Genomic DNA, 17,785 nt, shown 5'->3' with positions numbered 1-17,785 from the left:
GCAACATGGAAAGTTCGAGGTATTGACCTGATTTAGGGCGTTCGCAGCATGAGGTGTCTTCTTTTTGCGACATGCGCAAAATTCGGCTTATGCTAAACTTATGATTATAAACAAATTTATAATTATCACGGGGCTGTGTTTCAAATACTGACCAATCACCCTTGAACGTGATGGAACATTTCTCGGCCATTGACAGCAGATTTGCGTCGACATGGACAATTCCGCGTTCGTCCACTCGGCCAATGCGCGATGTTCTGTGCAACGCGTATGGTCAAGGCAACAGTCCGCGCGCAAAAAAGCTGCGCGCCCCATCGGATGCCAGGACGCCAGAGCGGCAGGATCGGATCACGCCCGTGAAAAAGCCTTGCGGCAGTTGTCTCAGGGCTCGACGCGCTCTGCGGGTGCGACGCGAACGGCGGCGAACTTGAACTCCGGTATCTTGCCATATGGGTCGATGGCCGGGTTGGTCAGCAGGTTTGCCGCCGCTTCGACATAAGCAAAGGGCAGAAAGACCATGTCCGGCGATACCGCGCGATCGGCGCGCGCCATCAGCTCCACCGTACCGCGCCGGGTGGTCAGCGATACCCTATCGCCCGCCTCCAGCCCCATCCGCCGCAAGGTCGATGGATGCAGCGAACAGTTCGCCTCCGGCTCGACCGCGTCCAGAACAGTGGCGCGGCGCGTCATCGACCCGGTATGCCAATGTTCCAGTTGTCGGCCTGTCGTCAGGATCATCGGATATTCCGCATCCGGCACCTCGTCGGGCGCGATGACGTTGGCGGGGGTGAACTTGGCGCGGCCCGTCTCGCGCGGGAAACCGTCGGCGAACATGATGGGCTGGCCGGGATCGGTGGGCGACAGCGACGGATAGGTTACCGACTCGCGTTCCAGTCGGTCCCAGGTGATGTTGTCCAGCGACGACATCGTCCGCGCCATCTCTGTGTAAACCTCGCGCGGATGGGTGTATGTCCACGCAAGGCCCAACCGCTGCGCCAGATCATTAATGATGGCCCAGTCCTCGCGCGCCTCGCCCGGTGGCGGTACGGCAGGGCGGCCCATCTGCACCTGACGGTTGGTATTGGTCACGGTACCGGTCTTTTCCGCAAAGGCGCTCGCGGGCAGGATCACATCCGCATAGTTTGCCGTTTCCGTCAGAAAGATATCTTGCACGACAAGACATTCCAGCTTGGCCAAAGCCGCACGGGCATGGTCAAGGTCGGGGTCCGACATCGCGGGGTTCTCGCCCAGAATATACATGCCCTTGATCTTGCCCGCATGCACGGCGTCAAGGATCTCGGTCACCGTCAGACCCTTGTTCGGGTCGATCGGCACACCACCCCAGACCTCCTCGAAATTTGCCCGGATCTCGGCGCTGGTGACGGACTGGTAGTCCGGCAGGAACATCGGGATCATGCCAGCGTCCGACGCGCCCTGCACGTTGTTCTGCCCGCGCAGCGGATGCAGGCCCGTACCCGGACGCCCGATCTGGCCCGTCATCAGTGCCAGAGATATCAGGCAACGCGCATTATCAGTGCCGTAGGTGTGCTGGCTGACACCCATGCCCCAGAAGATCATCGCCGACTTCGCCCCGGCGAATGTGCGCGCGACATCGCGCAGCACATCGGCGTCAATGCCGCAGACCGCGCTCATCCGGTCGGGATCGAAGCCTTTCAGATGCAACTGCTCCGCCTCCCAGCCTTCGGTATAGCCGTCGATGTATTGCCGGTCGAACAGCCCCTCTTCGACGATCACGCTGCAGATCGCGTTCAGCATGGCGACGTCCGTGCCCGGCTTGAACTGAAGCATATGCGAGGCAAAACGCTTCAGCGCCTGACCGCGCGGGTCCATGACAATGAGCTTGCCGCCGCGCTTGGTGAACTGCTTGAAATAGGTGGCGGCGACGGGATGGTTCTCGATCGGGTTGGCGCCGATGACGATGGCGACATCCGCGTTCTCGATCTCGTTGAAGGTGGCGGTGACGGCGCCCGACCCCACGTTCTCCATCAGCGCAGAGACGGACGAGGCGTGGCAAAGCCGGGTGCAATGGTCGACGTTGTTGTGACCAAAGCCCTGACGGATCAGCTTCTGGAACAGGTAGGCTTCCTCGTTCGTGCACTTGGCACTTCCAAAGCCTGCGACCGTCGCCCCGCCACCGATGTCGCGCAAGCCGCCAAGGCCGCCAGCGGCACGGCTCATCGCCTCCTCCCAGGTCGCCTCGCGGAACACATCGCCCCAGTTCCCGGGATCGACGTTCAGACCCTTGGCGGGCGCATCATCGCGGCGGATCAGCGGTTTGGTCAGGCGGTGCGGGTGATGGATATAGTCGAAGCCGAACCGCCCCTTGACGCAGAGCCGGCCCTCGTTCGCCGGGCCGTTCAGCCCGTCGACGTATTTCACCCGGCCGTCCTTCACCTTCAGGCTGATCTGGCAGCCCACCCCGCAGAACGGACAGACCGAGGCGACCTCTTCGTCGAAATCAGCACTGTCGCCGACCTGTGCGGTGTCCAGCACAGAGGCCTCCATCAGCGCGCCGGTCGGACAGGCCTGAACGCATTCGCCGCAGGCGACGCAAGTGCTGCCGCCCATGGGATCGTCCATGTCGAAGACCGGATAGGCGTCATGTCCCCGGTACGCCATGCCGATCACGTCGTTCACCTGCACCTCGCGGCACGCACGGACGCAAAGGTTGCACTGAATGCAGGCGTCGAGGTTCACGCGCATCGCGACGTGGCTGTCGTCCAAAAGCGGCACATGATCAGGCCGCTTCGCCGGAAAGCGGCTGCTGCTGACGCCCTCGACCTTGGCCATGTCCCACATGTGACTGGACTTGTCGTGCGACACGTCATGGGCAGGCTGGTCGGCGACCAGCAGTTCCATCACCATGGCCCGCGCCTTCACCTCGCGCGGCTGGTCGGTCGTGACAACCATGCCATCGGTGGGCGTGCGCAGACAGGACGCCGCCAGCACACGCTCGCCCGCGATGCTGACCATGCAGGCACGGCAGTTGCCGTCGGGGCGATAGGACGCCGCGTCCTTGAAACACAGATGCGGAATGACCAGACCGCGGCCATGGGCCACTTCCCAGATCGTCTGGCCGGCAGCCGCAGTCACGGTTTCGCCGTCCAGCGTAAAGGTGATGGTCTCGGTCATGGTGTAGCTCTCCCTCGCCCCCCTGATCTAGGGTGCGACGCGGGCGTCGTCACCCCACAAGTGCGACTATACGTTCACATTTTGCGCCAGCGGGAACAACTCATACCAATGAAGGGCGCGGTCGTCCCCCCGGCCGCCCCCCGTTCCGCGTTCACCTTGGCCAGAAAAACGCCCGCCGGAGGCTGGTCTGGCGCAGCCGGGCCATTCATGCCGGATAGTCGCGCACGAAAGCCCATGTATCGCCCTGCGACAGATCGGCGTCGAACTGGTATCCCCCGGTGCGGAAGTCCTTGATCGCCGCAGGGTCGGTCAGCCGTTCCGTCACCACAAACCGCGCCATTGCCCCGCGCGCCCGCTTGGCAAAGAACGACACAACGCGGGGACGCCCGTCCTTCACCTCCAGAAACTGCGGCGTGACGACCCGCAACGATAATGCCTTGCGGTCTGCGGCCCCGAAATATTCCTGGCTGGCGCAGTTGATCAGCGTGTCTGTCCCCACCTCTGCCGCCCGCGCAATCAATGCCCTGGCGATGGTGTCGCCCCAGTAGTCGTAGAGGCTGCTGCCCCGCCGGGTCTTCAGCCGCGACCCCATTTCCAGCCGATAAGGCTGGATTGCATCGCAAGGGCGCAAGAGGCCATAGAGGCCCGACAGGATGCACAGACGATCCTGCGCAAAGGCGATGTCCTCCGGCTCCAGCGTCGCGGCCTCGAGCCCCTGATAGGTATCGCCGTCGAACATCCATGCGGCGGGCTTGACCGCCTCCGTGGCCGGGTCTGCGCTGAACGCCTTGAACCGGTCCCGGTTCAGGCGCGCCAGATCGTCCGAAATCCCCATCAGGTCGCGCAACTGCGCCAGTGTCTGGCCGCGCATCGTCTTGGCCAGTCGCACGGCATCAGCGGCGAATTGCGGCTCTGTGGGCGTCACGTCGACCGGCGACAGATTCAGCGATTTGGCGGGCGATATCGTGACGAGCATGGAACCTCCGGACAACGTTGCAGGCGTTGTAGCAGGCCCGCCCCCGGATGCCACCCGCCTGCATGTCGCAGGTCAGGCCCTAAACTGCTGACCGGCGATGTCGGCGCGCAGCATGCATGCCCGGCATGGCAACGCTCTGGAATCGGTCAGACTCGCCAAGGTCGCCGCGGCGACGCAACCCGCCGTCCACAACACCTTCCGCGGGCGGAACGAGGTGGAGGACAAGCTGGTCGAAGGGCTGAACGACACGCCCTCTCTGCCGAGCGACACCGTCACCGCCGCCGATCTGCCGATGGTGTCGGCCTTGGGCTGACCTCCCGCTTTCACCCCGACTCCGACGATGTCCGCGACTGGGGAGCATGCTGCGAGGCACGTCCATCGGCAAGGGCCGTCGCGGACCATGACACCGCCCTGCTGTCCGCCGATGCCTACGGGTCCGACAGCACCGCCAGAAAGGCGTGACCGAAGCGTTCGGCGTGCCGGTCACCGATCACGCGGGCCACCGCCCCCACATCCGGCTGACGCAATTGCGCGACCTTGGCCAATTGCGACGCCGAGCATGACATCGGCTTGTCCAACCCGTCGGGCCCGCGCGCCAGATCGGCCTGTGCGGCCAGCAGCCGGTCATAGACGGCACCTTCGGTCCGTCCCGCCAACTTCATGCGGGCGGGGTGGACCTCCTCTACCGCGCCCGCGATGACTTCGAGGAAAGCGCGGCCGTAGCTGTCCAGCTTCTTGGCCCCCACGCCGCCGATCCGCGCCATCTGGTCCAGCGTGGCGGGCTTGCGTTCTGCCATCTCGATCAAGGTCTTGTCGTTGAAGATGATATAGGCCGGACCGCCCGCCTGCTCCGCCAGAGCGCGACGCTTGGCTTTGAGTGCAGACAGCAACGGTGCGTCCTCCTCGCTGACCATCTGGCGCACCGCGGGGCTGAATTTCGCGTTGGTGATCGTGTCCTTGCGCAGGGTGATCGATTCCTCGCCCCGCAGGATGGGGCGCGCCGCGTCCGTCATACGCAGCGCGCCGTGGCGTTCGGGATCGGGCCGGAACAGGTCGCGGCCCATCATCTGGCGAAAGATGGCCTGCCATTGGCGCTTGTCCCATTCCTTGCCCACACCATAGGTCGGCAAGCTGCTGTGGCCCCGCTCTCGGATCTTGGCGGTATCGGCGCCCATCACGATGTCGATCAGGTGGCCCGCACCGAACCATTCTTCCGTCCGCAGCGCGGCAGACAGGGCCATGCGAACGGGCGTCGTGGCGTCGAAGGTCTCGGCGGGCTTGTCGCAAAGGTCACAATTGCCACAGGGCGTCGGGTCCTCGCCGAAATAGCGCAGCAGGTTCAGGCGGCGGCACTCCAGCGCCTCTGCCAGACCCAGCAGGGCATTCAGACGGCCATGATCGGCGGCACGGCGCTCGGGCGGGGCCAGCCCCTCGTCGATCTGCTGACGCCGGTACCGGATGTCCTCGGGACCATAAAGCGTCAGCGTCTCGGCCGGTTCGCCGTCGCGGCCCGCGCGGCCGATTTCCTGATAATAACCCTCGATCGACTTGGGCAGGTCCGCGTGGGCGACCCAGCGGATGTCCGGCTTGTCGATGCCCATGCCAAAGGCGACCGTTGCGGTGACGATCAGACCGTCCTCCTGCTGGAACCGCCGTTCCACATCGCGCCGCGACTCGGCGTCCATGCCACCGTGGTAGTGACAGGCCGAATGCCCCGCCTGCCCCAGCGCCTGGCTCAACGTCTCGGTCTTGGCGCGCGTCCCGCAATAGACGATCCCCGACTGTCCCTTGCGGGCCGCGGCGAACGCCAGAACTTGCGTCCGCGGATTGTCCTTCACCGCAAAGGCAAGGTGGATGTTGGGCCGGTCGAAGCCCCGCAGGAATGTCGCGGGTTGCTGGCCCGCGAACAGTTTCTGAATGATCTCGACCTGCGTCTCTGCGTCCGCGGTGGCGGTAAAGGCCGCCAGCGGGACATCCAGCATCTCTCGCAACTCGCCGATCCGCAGATAGTCCGGGCGGAAATCATGCCCCCACTGGCTGACGCAATGGGCCTCGTCCACGGCGATCATCGTGACATTCGCCTCGCGCAGCATCCGCTGCGTGCCGAAAGACGCCAGTCGCTCGGGCGCCATATAGAGCAGCTTCAGCGTCCCGGCGGCCAGCTGTGCCCAGACCGCCTCCGTCTCTTCCTCGGTATTGCCGGATGTCAGCGCCCCCGCCGCAACCCCGGCCTCTTTCAGGCCGCGCACCTGGTCGCGCATCAGGGCAATCAACGGGGAAATCACGACCGTCACGCCGGGCCGCACCAGAGCAGGCAGTTGAAAGCACAATGACTTGCCACCGCCCGTCGGCATGATCGCCAGCGTATTCTGCCCCGCCACGACCGCATCCACGATCTCTTCCTGACCGGGCCTGAAGCCGTCGAATCCGAAAACATCGCGCAGCAGCGTGTCGGCCTGCATCGTTCACCCGTTTGTCTTGTGCCTGAGCCTGCACAATTTCATGGCGCGAATCGGTAAACAAGTCCTGAACGTCATATGGCCGCGTCGCGCCTCCGCCAGTTGAACCGATCCGTGCAGCGGGGGGATGCGTCAATCGCGGATAGAGGTCGGCTGTGTGCCCATGAAGCCTTTGCATGATGCGTTTATGCCGGACATTACAATTTTGACATGTTGCTGAAAGAACCACGCATTCTCGCAGTGCTCTATCGGGTTAAAGAGATCGGACACGGGGTCGGATCTACGCCGCTTGAGGACCGTTCATGTCAGATTCAACCACCTATCATCAAGCCAATCAGGTCGCGGACGCACCGCGCCATGCGATCGCGACCCGCATTCTGCATGCGTTACTGGCCACGGCGATCATCGTGCAGCTTGCCAGCAGCCAGTTCATGAATCCGGACGACGGCGGCGACAATATCTTCGGCGTTCATGCCTATGTCGGGCTGGCCGCCTTCGCGCTGGTCCTTGGGTTCTGGGTGCAGAGCCTGATGCGCCAGCGCGGCACGCCGCTTGGCATGCTGATCCCGTGGTTCAGCGGTGCGCGCCTCGCTGCGGTCTGGACCGATTTCAAGGCACATCTGTCGGCGCTGACGCACCTTCGCCTGCCGACCCACGATACGCATTCGCCCTTTGCCGCCGCGATCCACGGGCTTGGCCTGCTGCTTGTCACCGCGATGGCTGCGTCCGGGACGCTGTACTATTTCGTCAACACCGGTGATCCAGATGCTGGCGGTCTGGTCAAGGTCGCGATGACCGTTCACACGACGCTGGCCAATCTGGTCTGGGCCTACCTGATCGGCCATGCGCTGATGGCGCTGATCGCCCATTATGGCGGCACGCTTTCCCTGTGGCAAATGTGGTCACTGCGCCGCCGTCCCGAGCTTCACTGACACCGGCGGAAAAGTAATGCGCACGGCCAGGCCGGGCGCATTGTCATCCAGCGTCAGCCGCGCGCGGTGCAGGTCGCAAAGCGCCGCCACCATCGCCAGACCCAGCCCGTTACCATCCGTCGTGCGGCTGCGTTCCAGCCGGTAAAGGCGCTGCAGCACCTTCTCACGCTCTGGCACGGGAATGCCCGGGCCCCGGTCCGTGACAACCAGTGCGACACCGGCCGCCGCGTCCGACAGGTTGACGTGCACCACGCCACCCACAGCCCCGTGCAGCATCGCGTTCTGGATCAGGTTCACCAAGAGTTGGGAGAGCAACTGCCGGTCACCGGTCACGATGGCCACCGGTGCCAGATCAGCTGTCAGGGTCACCCCCTGTGCCTCGGCGTCGGCCTCCATAAAGTCGGTCACGTCGCGCGCGACATCCGCCAGATCGACGGGGATCAGGCGGTCGCGCACGGCGCCGCCTTCGATCTGGGCCAGCTGCAGCAGTGCCTGAAACGTGCGCACGATCCGCACGGTTTCGTCCTTGGCACGCTGTAGCAGAGCGTCCTGCTCTGGTGACAGTATCGGCCCGCGCTCCATCTGGTCCAACAGCACAGAGACGCGCTGGATCGGCGTCTTCAGGTCATGCGCGATATCCGTGGACACCTGCCGCATCGCCACAATCAGGGCCTCTTGCGCGGTCGCCATGTCATTGACCGCCTGTCCGATCCCCGACAGGTCATCCTGCCGCCCGGCCACGTCCGTCACCCGCGCCGAGGTCTGTCCCCCTGTCATAGCGCTCAGTGCGATCTGGATCGTCGCGATCCGGTGCTGCGCCCGACGGGCGATCCAGAATCCCGCACCGCCGGCGATCATCAGCGCCGGCAGCAGGCCCATCAGAAAGACCGCCGTAAAGATCTCGCCCATCTCGATGATCGGCGCGCGGGATTGTCCCACGATCAGCTGACCGTCGCCAACGCGGACGCTGCGGGCAAGATAGCTTTCGGCCACGGGCACATCGCCCTGACCGATGCTGCGGCCGGACAGCGTCACGACGCCGCTGACCGGTGCGATATCTCCGGTGCTGGAGATGACCGGCCCGCGGTCGGGCAGGTAGTGCAGGATGCGGAATGCAGGATCCGTCACGCTGACGGCCTCGGTCAGCCGTTCGCGCAATTCCGCCGGGTCGGATTCCTGCCGGAAGGTGTCGATCGTCTGCTGCAGATCTGAAAGGATCGCGGCGCTCAGGTTGGCCCGGACGACGCCGTAGGCTGTCGCAAAGCAGCCCAGCGAGGCAACAGTGAAGATCAGCAACAGGATAACGGTCAGGCGCAGGGGCGTCGACCGGATCCGCGATATCCGGTCGCGCGGTGTCATGCGGCGTTGATCCGGTACCCGGCACCGCGAACGGTTTCGATCAGCTCTGTCCCGAAGGGCTTGTCGACCTTGGCGCGCAACCGGCTGATGTGGGTGTCGACGACATTCGTGAGGGGATCATAGTGAATGTCCCAGACCGTCTCCATCAGCATGGTGCGGGTCTGCACACGGCCCTTGCGCCGCATCAGGCATTCCAGCAGGGCGAATTCGCGCGGCAGCAGGTCGATGGTCTGGCCGGCCCGCGTCACCTTGCGGGTCAGAAGGTTCATCTCCAGATCCGCGACGGTCAGGCTGACGGGCTCGTCCTGCAGTCTGGGTCGCCGTCCGATCGCGGCAATCCGGGCCGACAGCTCGCCAAATGAAAAGGGCTTGGTCAGATAATCGTCTGCCCCGGCGTGCAGCCCTTCGATCCGGTCATCCACACCGCCCATCGCGGTCAGGAACAGCACCGGAGTTACATTCCGCGTGGCCCGCAGCGTCTTGACCAGCGCCATGCCGTCAAGGCCCGGCAACATGCGGTCCACAACCATGACGTCGTAACTGCCGATCGTCGCCTGCACGAGGCCGTCTGCACCGGACGGGATCAGGTCGACGCTGTGCCCTTCTTCGCGCAGGCCGTCGGCGATATAGGCCCCGGTGGCTGCATCGTCTTCGATGACAAGTATCTTCATTGGCATCCTCCTGAACCGCAAGCGACCGGCAGCCCAAGAAGGGCCTGCCGGTCATGTCTAACATAGGGAACCGGCGTCAGTTACCGTCGTTTTCGCCGTCGTCGTTTTCACCGATGGCCCCGGCTGTGCCGTCCTGATCCTCGGCCTCGGCCGCCTTTGCGTTGACCGCGCCGTCAGCGGGGTCGCGGGCATCAAACGCTGCGACACGCAGCAACGAAACAAGATGGGTGCCCGCCGCCGCTTATTCGTCGACGGTCACCTGCACTGATTGGCGCTGCGGCGTGACCTGACCGAAGCGGAAACAGAACGACACCTCTGCCGCGTCCAGACCGACACCGATACGCGCGGTCTGGTTTGCAGCTGCCATGCCCGTCGCATCGACGAGGTGCCATGTGCCATCCAGATAGACCGCGGCCACCGGGTGGAAACCCTGCGGCGTATCTGCGCAATGCGTGCCCGGCCGCTGGTGCCCGCAAACTCCGCCGCGACGTTGGTCTGCTATGCGTCCGACTGGCAGTAGCGGGACGGCATCAGGTAACGGCTGCGATCATTGGGCAACAGGCTTATGTCCAATGCAGGACGGTCGACCTCGCCCCGATTGGTGTCGTTGCACGCGAAGCCTTTTGCGACCCGCAACGGCGTTGGCGCCCCAAGTCCTTCTTTGGCTGTGTGAAGGGTGTCGGTGGCAAGCCGGGACCGGGGTGGGTTCGAAAGGCTCAGATGACGGACAATCGATCCAGATGCGTATGTCTGACACGCGCGGGCATTGAAGCCTTGTCACGGATTATTCAGGTGGTGAGGCCAATGGCCTGAAGTGCGTGCCGATCCATGCAGGAATCTCGCCAATAATAATCCATTCGATCCTCGAACCGCCGGCTGCGTTTACCAACCATTCATCGCTTGCGGCAACCACAGGACCATCGCCGGAAACAGAAGGATCAGCACGACGCGCACGATTTCAGCGCCGAAGAACGGCATCACGCCCTTGAAGGTTTCGGACATTTGCACATCCTTCGCCATCGACGAGATGACGAAGACGTTCATGCCCACGGGCGGCGTAATCAGCCCAAGCTCTACCACAATCAGCGCAAGAATACCGAACCAGATCTTGAGGTCCTCGGTGCTCATGCCAAAGCCGGAACCGTCTGCACCCATGTAAAGCCCGCCGTTCAGATCGACCAGAACGGGCCAGAAAAAGGGGATGACCAGCAGGATCATGGACAGGCTGTCCATCAAGCACCCAAGCAGGATCAGAGCGACCAGCAGGACGACCATGACCAGCATCGGTGCCATACCAGAGGCAAGGATCCACTCCGCCGTGGCCTGCGGCAGGCCGATGCGCGACATGAAGATTTTCATCAACTCCGCACCCAGCAGGATCAGGTAGATCATGCCAGTGCTTGAAGCGGTTTCCTTCAGAGCGTCCACGATGTCGGGAAATTTGATGTCCCGCGTCGCGGCACCGTAAATCCAGACCAGCGCGACGCCAATCGCGGCGGCGGGGGTCGGATTATAGAAGCCACCGTAGATACCGCCCAGCACAATGCCGAAAATGCCCAGAACAGGGATCAAACCGATGGTGGCCTCACGAAATTCTGCGCGGCCGACGCCGCCGTGGGCGGGACCGCTTTTCGGGCTAACGCGGACGTAAATCGCGATGGTCAGGATAAACAGAAGGACCGCCAGCAGACCCGGCAGCAATGCGGCGGCAAACATGGTCACGATGTTGGCTTCGACGATGATCGCATAGATGATCAGTACGACAGAGGGCGGGATCAAAATCCCCAGCACCCCGCCCGCTGCCAGCGTTCCAGTCGCCAGGGCGCCCGAATAGTTGTAGCGCGCAAGCTCTGGCAAGGCGACGCGGCCCATCGTGGAGGCCGTGGCCAAGGAAGACCCGCAGACCGCCCCAAATCCGGCACAGCCCGCGATGGCCGCCATTGCCGTGCCGCCGCGCATCCCGCCCAGCCATGCGTTGGCCCCGCGAAACAAGGCCTGACTGAGTCCAGCCTTTGCCGCCAATGCACCCATGAGGATAAACATTGGCACGACTGACAGATCGTAGACAGAGAACTGGCCGTAAGCGAGCGTCTTGAGCTGGTTGAACACGGGGGCCACGCCATTCACCAGCGAAACCCCGATTCCGCCGACAAGGATCATGGCATAGGCGATCGGCATCCTGATCGCGATAAGGCCCACCAGCGCGATGAGTGCGATGATGCCAAGGGTAATGGGGTCGGTCATGTCAGCCCTTTCGGGACAGGTCGCGCAGGTCCTGCGCAAGAGTGATCGCCGCGGCGACGGCCAGCAGGGCGAGTGAGATCAGGACAGGCACGAAGGCCATCCAGATCGGCACTTGCAGGATCGAGGTTTCGTAATTGTACTGCTTCTGATCCAGCATCCCCGCATACATCCGCCAAAGCAGCAGCAGACCGAACAACAACGCCACGATGGACGACAGCAGCCGCAGGAAAGCCACCATCCGCGGGCCCGCATTTTGCGTGAATATATCAGCTGTCACATTCGACCGCGTCAGCTGGCAATACGGCAAGAAGGCAAAGGCAGCATTTGCGACTCCCATCTCTGTCAACTCGAAATCGCCGGGAAAAGGTGCGTCGAAAATCGCACCCAGAACAGAGACCACGTTGACAGCGACAACCGCCAGCAACAATGCGCCGCCCAGCAGTGCCCACCCTGTGATCAGGGTGGGCATCAGGCCGGTCTGCGGCGACGAAGACGGGAGCGCCTCGGCCGCCATTACTTTGGGGTCGCGTTGGAGGCCACAAGGCTGCGGGCGCGGTCCACCAGACGGGCGCCGTCGATGCCCTGCCCGCTGACTTCCTCAACCCACTTTCCGACGACCGGCGACATGGCGTCACGGAACACGGTCGTCTCTGCCTCGGTCAGGACGGTATGCGTATTGCCCGCATCGGTCGCGACTTTGATGCCAAAATCATCAGAAGCCCGCCAGATTGCACCGACCTCGCTTAACCAATCGCGACCAGACGCATCGCGGAAGGCCTTCTGGATATCTTCGGGCAGACCGGCCCAGCGCCCAGCGTTCATCGAGACCTGAAACGTCGTATTGCCGAACCGTTCCATCTCGAATCCTTCGATCTGGAATTTGGTCTGTTCCTGCATCTTGAGCGGCGGAATGATCTCCCACGGAATCAGCGCACCGTCTACGACACCCTTTTGCAACGCGGGCGGCAGTTCCGGGACCGGCATCGCAATGGGGGACGCACCCAGTGCTTCGATCACCCAGGCGCCGGTACGCGTCGGAATCCGAAGTTTCTTCCCCACCAGATCAGCGGGCGAATGCACGTCTGAGTCGCGCATCTGCAGGGCCTGACCGGCGTGAACATGCAGGAACATCACTTCCAGACCGGCGTATTCCGGCTTCAGATCGTCCTCGAACATGTCGAACAAGGCGAGGTTCGCGGCAGCCGGGTCGTTCTTGTAAACGGTCGGCAGTTCCATCACCTCTGTCCGAGGGAACAGGCCGGCCGTGTAGCCGTTCGCGGTCCAGACCAGATCGACGATCCCGTCGCGGGCCTGCTGAACCAGTTCCGGCGGACGACCACCAAGTGTCATGGCAGGAAATATCTCGATCTTGACACGGCCGCCGGAATTTTCGGCAACCGCCGCGGCCCAAGGCTCCAGCATCTTGGTCTGGGCCGGCGCCTGCTGGCTCAGGAAATGGTGCAGCCGGAACGTGAATTCAGGCGTCTGTGCGCGGGCGAGGCGAGGCATCGCCAACGTGGAGGCGGCAACCGCCATCGTCCCGATCATTTCACGTCTATTCATTGATCTCTCCCTCTCGTGCTTTTCAGACGTGCCCGACGGATGTCGCAGCACCTTCTCCTCCTGAAAAGATTTGGTGCAGGATCGACCAAGCCCTGATTAAAGTCAAAATGATATATTTGATAAGGAGTATTCATAAATATGATAAATCTACGCTTGATGGATCTGAACCTGCTGTCGTTGTTGATTGCGGTGCACGATACGGGGTCCGTATCCATCGCAGGGCGGTCGTTAGGGTTAAGCCAACCCGCCACATCCAATGCCCTGAAGCGCCTGCGGGAATCGATGCAGGACAAGCTTTTCGTGCGGGGACCGAAGGGAATGGAACCGACTGCGCTGACCGCGCGGATCGTGCCTGAAATTCGGATGCACCTGGACGGTATCAACAACACGCTGACCCTTGCCCCGGTATTCACCCCAGAAACAAGCCAGCGGACATTCCGCACCGCGTTGTCCGGACTGGGCGAACAGATCTTCCTGCCGCCTTTGGCGGAACGTATTTTCAAATTGGCACCCGGCGTACGGCTAAGCAATGTGTCGTCACCGTTCGACGATTTGAACAGAACACTGACCCATCGGCAGGCGGATGTGGCGCTGGGATTGCTGCCACCGCCTGGACTGAACCTGCTTCAGGCCCATCTGTTCGATGAGCATTACCGTGTCATCGGGCCACCATCGCTGAGCGCCGATGCTGCAGCGGCCGTGGAACTGAACCGGTCGCGGCTGATTCTGGCAGTCCCCAGCGCCACCTTTGCAGACGATATCGAACAGGTCGTGGCCGACCATGGCCTGACAGACAATGTGTGCCTGAGATTGCGTCACTTCGGAGCGCTGCCCGATTTGCTGGGGACCATCGACGCGCTTGCCATCGTACCGGGTCAGTTCGCGCGTCGGCTTGCTGCGGCAGGACAGGCGCGGATGCTGGATATCGCGCTGCCACGCGGTCGCCAGAAGGTCTTGATGCTCTGGCACCCCAACACCATGACCGATCCGGCGTGCGTCTGGCTCCGCAGCGTGATCCTGGATCTGTTCCAGGATCCGGACCTGTGCGCCTGATGCCTGCTCTGGCGCGGGAAACGGCAACCGGGTATCACGGTGCGATGGATAGACCCGCGCCCCAGACGCTACGGCAGAGATGAGTACGCTTCAGAACGGATCGCTGATCAAGGCGTTTGCCTTGCTTGACCTGATCTCGGATCAGCAGCCAGAGATTACCGCCGCGATTGTTGCCCGCGATCTGGACATGAGTCCCGCGACTGCGCACCGCTATCTAGCGACGCTTGACGCGCTGGGTATCCTGTCCGCTCAACACCGGGGCGTCTATGGGTTGGGTCATCGGATCATCCATCTGGGGCAAATCGCGGAACGCACGAATCCGTTGAAAAAGCTGGTCCTGCCCATCATCGAGCGCCTTAGCCTGTCACTGGGCGAATCCGTCATGGCGGGCCGACCGGCGCCGGTCGGTATCGTATGTATGGCGACGGCGAGCGCGCCGCGCCCGATTTCGGTGCATATTCAGGTCGGGCGACAACTCGGGCTGACCTCATCGGCGCAAGGAAAGGTCTGGCTTGCGCATCAACCCGCATCGACCCTCGCCACGTTGGACGATATGACTGACGCCCTGCGGCAGGACTTGCAGCGCATCCGGGTTCAGGGTTTTGCCCGCAACTGCGGAGAAGCAGAGCCCGATATCGGTGCCGTCGCGGTTCCGGTGATCAATGGATCGGGCGAGGTCGCCCTGACCCTCTCGGTTTTCGGGATGATCAGCCGCTTTTCGGATAATCGGATCGAGGTCATGGTTGCGGGACTGACGGAGGCGGCAAGCGAAGTCGCTACGGCCTTGCCGGACGTTTAGCCTGCCGCGCAGCAAGCCCGCGCAGGGGTGCCATACCGGGGTGCAGTCCTATCCGTTGCCGACGCCGACATGCGCGCTTAGGGCCAGTCGGAAAACGTCAGGCCGCCGGCACCGGTGCGACGGTCATCGCTGTGGCGGGCCTGCTGGCGGAACTGCCGTGGCGACACACCTGTCGCGCGCTTGAAGAAATGCGAAAACTGCGTCGGCTCCACGAATCCCAGATGTTCGGCGATCCGGCTGATGGTGTCATCGGTCTGCGCCAGCCGCGTCGTCGCATCCAGCAGCATCCTTTGATGCACCAGCGCCAGCGGTGCCCGCCCCAGCCGCCGCTGGCAGATGTCGTGCAACCGATCGTAGGTCAGGTTCAGGTCGCGGCAGTAGTCCACCAGCGCGCGCCGGTCCCTGTAACCCAGCTCCACCAATTGGCGGAAACGGTGCAGGACGGTCGTGTCGGGCGGCAGGTCGGCTGCATCCTCTGGGCGAAGCATGCGCAGGGTTGCGATCAACAGCAAGCGCAGGATCGCGGCAACGGCGGCGTGTGACCGTCTGGCCGGGTCTGCGATTTCCGCGTCCAGCATCGGCAGCAGCGGCAGGACGGCTGACCGCATGCCGCCCGGATCGACCGGCGTCAGGGTCAGATCCGAAAGGATACGGTCAAGCGCCACGCCATCGGTCCCAGTGCCTGTGATCAGCACCTGCATTGATCGTGCAAAGCCAATGATCCAGACCCGTGCGCCGGCATCGACCACGATCTGCCCCTGGGCACCATGCGGCAGGACAAGGATGCAATCCGACGCAACCTCACGCGCGGTTTCCGCCCGCATTAGCCGCGCACGCCCCTGCGCCACGATGGCGATCAGGTTGAAGTCGGCAAACGCGGTCTGCCCCGCCGCATAGGTGCGCTGGCGAAAGCTGGGGGCTATCGCCTCGAAGCGCAGCAGCGCACCCAGATCGGTCAGAGTCGTGTCACGGCGCACGGCGTTTCCCATAAAAAGACAATTAATACCCATTATACGACATTATTTTATCTGGCGATAGGCGACACCATCGCGTTGGGCTGCCGTCAGGCAGGGGAGGACCGGATGGACGACGCAGAGCGCGTAGGGCAACCGACGCGGCCATATCAATTGCATCCCGCGACGGCCGGATTGTTCGCCGACGGCGCACCACGTTGCGCCGCCGCAGGAGGAACGTTCACCCGTCTTAACCCGACCACCGACATGACAGCATCGGTCGCCGCGGCCGGACGCGCCGGTGATGCCGACGATCTGACCCTGATCGCCGCCAGTCGCTTTGCCGAATGGGCCGCCTGCCCCGGGGCGGACCGCGCCGCCGTGCTGCGCCGGGCCGCCGCGCTGATCCCGCAGTATGCCGACCGGTTCGCCGCCAGCATGACCGCCGAGACGGGTGCCACGGCAGACTGGGTCGCCTTCAACCTGACCATCGCCGCCGACATGCTGCGCGTGACGGCGAGCATGGCCGAGGCCACACCCGAAACGCCCGCAAATGTGGTGCGCGTGCCCGCCGGAGTCTGCGTCGCCATCGCCCCTTGGAACGCGCCGGTGGCGCTGGGGATGCGGGCGATCGCCTTTCCGCTGGCCTTCGGCAACAGCGTTGTCTTCAAGGCGTCGGAACTGTGCCCCGTCACGCACGTCTTGCTGGGCCATCTGCTGCATGATGCGGGGCTGCCGCCCGGTGTGCTGAACATCATCACCAACGCGCCTGAACACGCCGAGGAAGTGGTCGAGGCGCTGATCGCCAACCCCGCCGTGCGGCGCGTGAATTTCACCGGGTCCACCCGCGTCGGTCGCATCGTGGCGGGAATTGGCGCGCGGCACCTGAAACGCTGCCTGCTGGAACTGGGGGGCAAGTCGCCCTTCATCGTGCTCGCGGACGCCGACATCCCGCGCGCGGTCGATGCGGCGACGCATGGCGCCTACCTCAATGCCGGGCAGATCTGCATGGCCACGGACCGGATCATCGTCGATCATCGCATTGCCGACGCATTTGTCGCGGCGCTTGTGGACCGCGCGACCCTGCTGACAGCAGGCGATCCCCGCCTGCCCGTCACCCGCGTAGGCCCGCTGGCCACCCCGGCGATTGCCGCGCGTCTGTCGGCCCTGATCGACGACGCGACCGCCAAGGGGGCCACTTTGCGCGCCGGTGGCCCCGCGCGGGGTCAGTTTATGGACGCAACGGTTGTCGACAACGTCTCGCCCATGATGCGGATCTATCACGAGGAATGCTTCGGTCCGATCGTCGGCATCTACCGCACCGGGTCCGTGGACGAGGCGATCACCATTGCCAACGACAGCGCCTATGGCCTGTCGTCCGCCGTCTGGGGCCGCGACAAGGCGGCCGCGCGCGCGGTGGCCGACCGGCTGGACAGCGGCATCTGCCACATCAACGGGGCCACCGTGGCCGACGATCCGACCATGCCCTTCGGCGGGATCAAGGACAGCGGCTATGGCCGGTTCGGCGGTACTGCCTGTCTGGACGAATTTACCGAACTGCGCTGGATCACGACGCAGGACTAAGAACCAAGGCCCGGTACAAGGGCGTTTCACCAAGGGAGAAGA

16 protein-coding genes are annotated in these 17,785 nt (G+C 63.5%); 5 read left to right on the top strand and 11 right to left on the bottom strand.

Annotated elements, in window-relative coordinates; translation table 11 throughout:
• Positions 1-378: 378 nt before the first annotated feature.
• Positions 379-3,150 carry a formate dehydrogenase subunit alpha gene (fdhF, locus tag GLR48_RS07185; RefSeq protein WP_237060136.1) on the bottom strand — a complete coding sequence of 924 codons (2,772 nt, stop codon included), beginning with the start codon at positions 3,148-3,150 and terminating at the stop codon, positions 379-381.
• Between the two features lie 205 nt (positions 3,151-3,355).
• Positions 3,356-4,126, bottom strand: coding sequence for a peroxide stress protein YaaA (gene yaaA, locus GLR48_RS07180; protein ID WP_237060134.1), 771 nt, complete (start codon positions 4,124-4,126; stop codon positions 3,356-3,358).
• 97 nt (positions 4,127-4,223) lie between these two features.
• Here yaaA and GLR48_RS07175 point away from each other — a divergent pair, with 97 nt between their 5' ends.
• Positions 4,224-4,439, top strand: coding sequence for a hypothetical protein (locus GLR48_RS07175; RefSeq protein WP_237060132.1), 216 nt, complete (start codon positions 4,224-4,226; stop codon positions 4,437-4,439).
• Positions 4,440-4,554: 115 nt separating this feature from the next.
• On the opposite strand, the gene recQ is transcribed toward GLR48_RS07175, so the two are convergent.
• A complete protein-coding gene (gene recQ, locus GLR48_RS07170; RefSeq protein ID WP_237060130.1) occupies positions 4,555-6,588 on the bottom strand; it encodes a DNA helicase RecQ in 2,034 nt (677 codons plus the stop codon).
• A 299-nt stretch (positions 6,589-6,887) separates the two neighbouring features.
• On the opposite strand from recQ, the gene GLR48_RS07165 reads away from it, so the two are divergent.
• Entirely contained in the window at positions 6,888-7,517 is a 630-nt protein-coding gene (locus GLR48_RS07165) for a cytochrome b/b6 domain-containing protein (RefSeq protein WP_237060128.1), read from the top strand.
• On the opposite strand, the gene GLR48_RS07160 is transcribed toward GLR48_RS07165, so the two are convergent.
• From GLR48_RS07160 to GLR48_RS07130, 7 genes are all read right to left on the bottom strand, one after another.
• Complete coding sequence (locus tag GLR48_RS07160) at positions 7,488-8,876, bottom strand: sensor histidine kinase (protein ID WP_237060127.1); 1,389 nt, start codon at positions 8,874-8,876, stop codon at positions 7,488-7,490. The genes GLR48_RS07165 and GLR48_RS07160 overlap by 30 nt on opposite strands.
• Entirely contained in the window at positions 8,873-9,547 is a 675-nt protein-coding gene (locus tag GLR48_RS07155) for a winged helix-turn-helix domain-containing protein (protein ID WP_237060125.1), read from the bottom strand. Before GLR48_RS07155 ends, GLR48_RS07160 begins: the two co-directional genes overlap by 4 nt.
• Positions 9,548-9,623: 76 nt before the next feature.
• The gene (locus GLR48_RS07150; protein WP_237060123.1) at positions 9,624-9,761 is read right to left on the bottom strand and encodes a hypothetical protein; all 138 of its coding nucleotides are present in this window, start codon (positions 9,759-9,761) and stop codon (positions 9,624-9,626) included.
• A 27-nt stretch (positions 9,762-9,788) separates the two neighbouring features.
• The gene (locus GLR48_RS07145; RefSeq protein WP_237060121.1) at positions 9,789-9,965 is read right to left on the bottom strand and encodes a hypothetical protein; all 177 of its coding nucleotides are present in this window, start codon (positions 9,963-9,965) and stop codon (positions 9,789-9,791) included.
• A gap of 464 nt (positions 9,966-10,429) precedes the next feature.
• On the bottom strand, positions 10,430-11,791 hold the full coding sequence (locus tag GLR48_RS07140) for a TRAP transporter large permease (protein WP_237060119.1): 1,362 nt from the start codon (positions 11,789-11,791) through the stop codon (positions 10,430-10,432).
• Between the two features lies 1 nt (position 11,792).
• Positions 11,793-12,260, bottom strand: a complete 468-nt coding sequence (locus GLR48_RS07135; protein ID WP_237060112.1) for a TRAP transporter small permease — start codon at positions 12,258-12,260, stop codon at positions 11,793-11,795.
• A gap of 44 nt (positions 12,261-12,304) precedes the next feature.
• Entirely contained in the window at positions 12,305-13,354 is a 1,050-nt protein-coding gene (locus tag GLR48_RS07130) for a TRAP transporter substrate-binding protein (protein WP_237060110.1), read from the bottom strand.
• A 138-nt stretch (positions 13,355-13,492) separates the two neighbouring features.
• Between GLR48_RS07130 and GLR48_RS07125 the strand changes: the two genes are divergently transcribed.
• Positions 13,493-14,407, top strand: a complete 915-nt coding sequence (locus GLR48_RS07125; RefSeq protein WP_237060108.1) for a LysR substrate-binding domain-containing protein — start codon at positions 13,493-13,495, stop codon at positions 14,405-14,407.
• A 79-nt stretch (positions 14,408-14,486) separates the two neighbouring features.
• Positions 14,487-15,206: an IclR family transcriptional regulator gene (locus GLR48_RS07120; RefSeq protein ID WP_237060106.1), complete on the top strand. Its 720-nt coding sequence runs from the start codon at positions 14,487-14,489 to the stop codon at positions 15,204-15,206.
• 77 nt (positions 15,207-15,283) lie between these two features.
• Here GLR48_RS07120 and GLR48_RS25925 read toward each other — a convergent pair whose 3' ends face one another.
• Complete coding sequence (locus GLR48_RS25925) at positions 15,284-16,183, bottom strand: helix-turn-helix domain-containing protein (protein WP_237060104.1); 900 nt, start codon at positions 16,181-16,183, stop codon at positions 15,284-15,286.
• Between the two features lie 105 nt (positions 16,184-16,288).
• Between GLR48_RS25925 and GLR48_RS07110 the strand changes: the two genes are divergently transcribed.
• A complete protein-coding gene (locus GLR48_RS07110; protein ID WP_272911382.1) occupies positions 16,289-17,743 on the top strand; it encodes an aldehyde dehydrogenase family protein in 1,455 nt (484 codons plus the stop codon).
• Positions 17,744-17,785 lie beyond the last annotated feature (42 nt).

The organism is Loktanella sp. M215, assembly GCF_021735925.1.
Lineage (GTDB): Bacteria > Pseudomonadota > Alphaproteobacteria > Rhodobacterales > Rhodobacteraceae > Loktanella.
This window is presented reverse-complemented; position numbering and strand designations above follow the sequence as displayed.

Excerpts from the sequence above, each read along its gene's own strand:
- GLR48_RS07130 (WP_237060110.1), bottom strand. The coding sequence starts at position 13,354 with ATGAATAGACGTGAAATGATCGGGACGATGGCGGTTGCCGCCTCCACG.
- GLR48_RS07120 (WP_237060106.1), top strand. The coding sequence starts at position 14,487 with ATGAGTACGCTTCAGAACGGATCGCTGATCAAGGCGTTTGCCTTGCTT.
- GLR48_RS07165 (WP_237060128.1), top strand. The coding sequence starts at position 6,888 with ATGTCAGATTCAACCACCTATCATCAAGCCAATCAGGTCGCGGACGCA.
- GLR48_RS07160 (WP_237060127.1), bottom strand. The coding sequence starts at position 8,876 with ATGACACCGCGCGACCGGATATCGCGGATCCGGTCGACGCCCCTGCGC.
- GLR48_RS07155 (WP_237060125.1), bottom strand. The coding sequence starts at position 9,547 with ATGAAGATACTTGTCATCGAAGACGATGCAGCCACCGGGGCCTATATC.
- GLR48_RS07110 (WP_272911382.1), top strand. The coding sequence starts at position 16,289 with ATGGACGACGCAGAGCGCGTAGGGCAACCGACGCGGCCATATCAATTG.
- GLR48_RS07135 (WP_237060112.1), bottom strand. The coding sequence starts at position 12,260 with ATGCCCACCCTGATCACAGGGTGGGCACTGCTGGGCGGCGCATTGTTG.
- recQ (WP_237060130.1), bottom strand. The coding sequence starts at position 6,588 with ATGCAGGCCGACACGCTGCTGCGCGATGTTTTCGGATTCGACGGCTTC.
- fdhF (WP_237060136.1), bottom strand. The coding sequence starts at position 3,150 with ATGACCGAGACCATCACCTTTACGCTGGACGGCGAAACCGTGACTGCG.
- GLR48_RS07175 (WP_237060132.1), top strand. The coding sequence starts at position 4,224 with ATGTCGGCGCGCAGCATGCATGCCCGGCATGGCAACGCTCTGGAATCG.
- yaaA (WP_237060134.1), bottom strand. The coding sequence starts at position 4,126 with ATGCTCGTCACGATATCGCCCGCCAAATCGCTGAATCTGTCGCCGGTC.
- GLR48_RS07125 (WP_237060108.1), top strand. The coding sequence starts at position 13,493 with ATGATAAATCTACGCTTGATGGATCTGAACCTGCTGTCGTTGTTGATT.
- GLR48_RS07140 (WP_237060119.1), bottom strand. The coding sequence starts at position 11,791 with ATGACCGACCCCATTACCCTTGGCATCATCGCACTCATCGCGCTGGTG.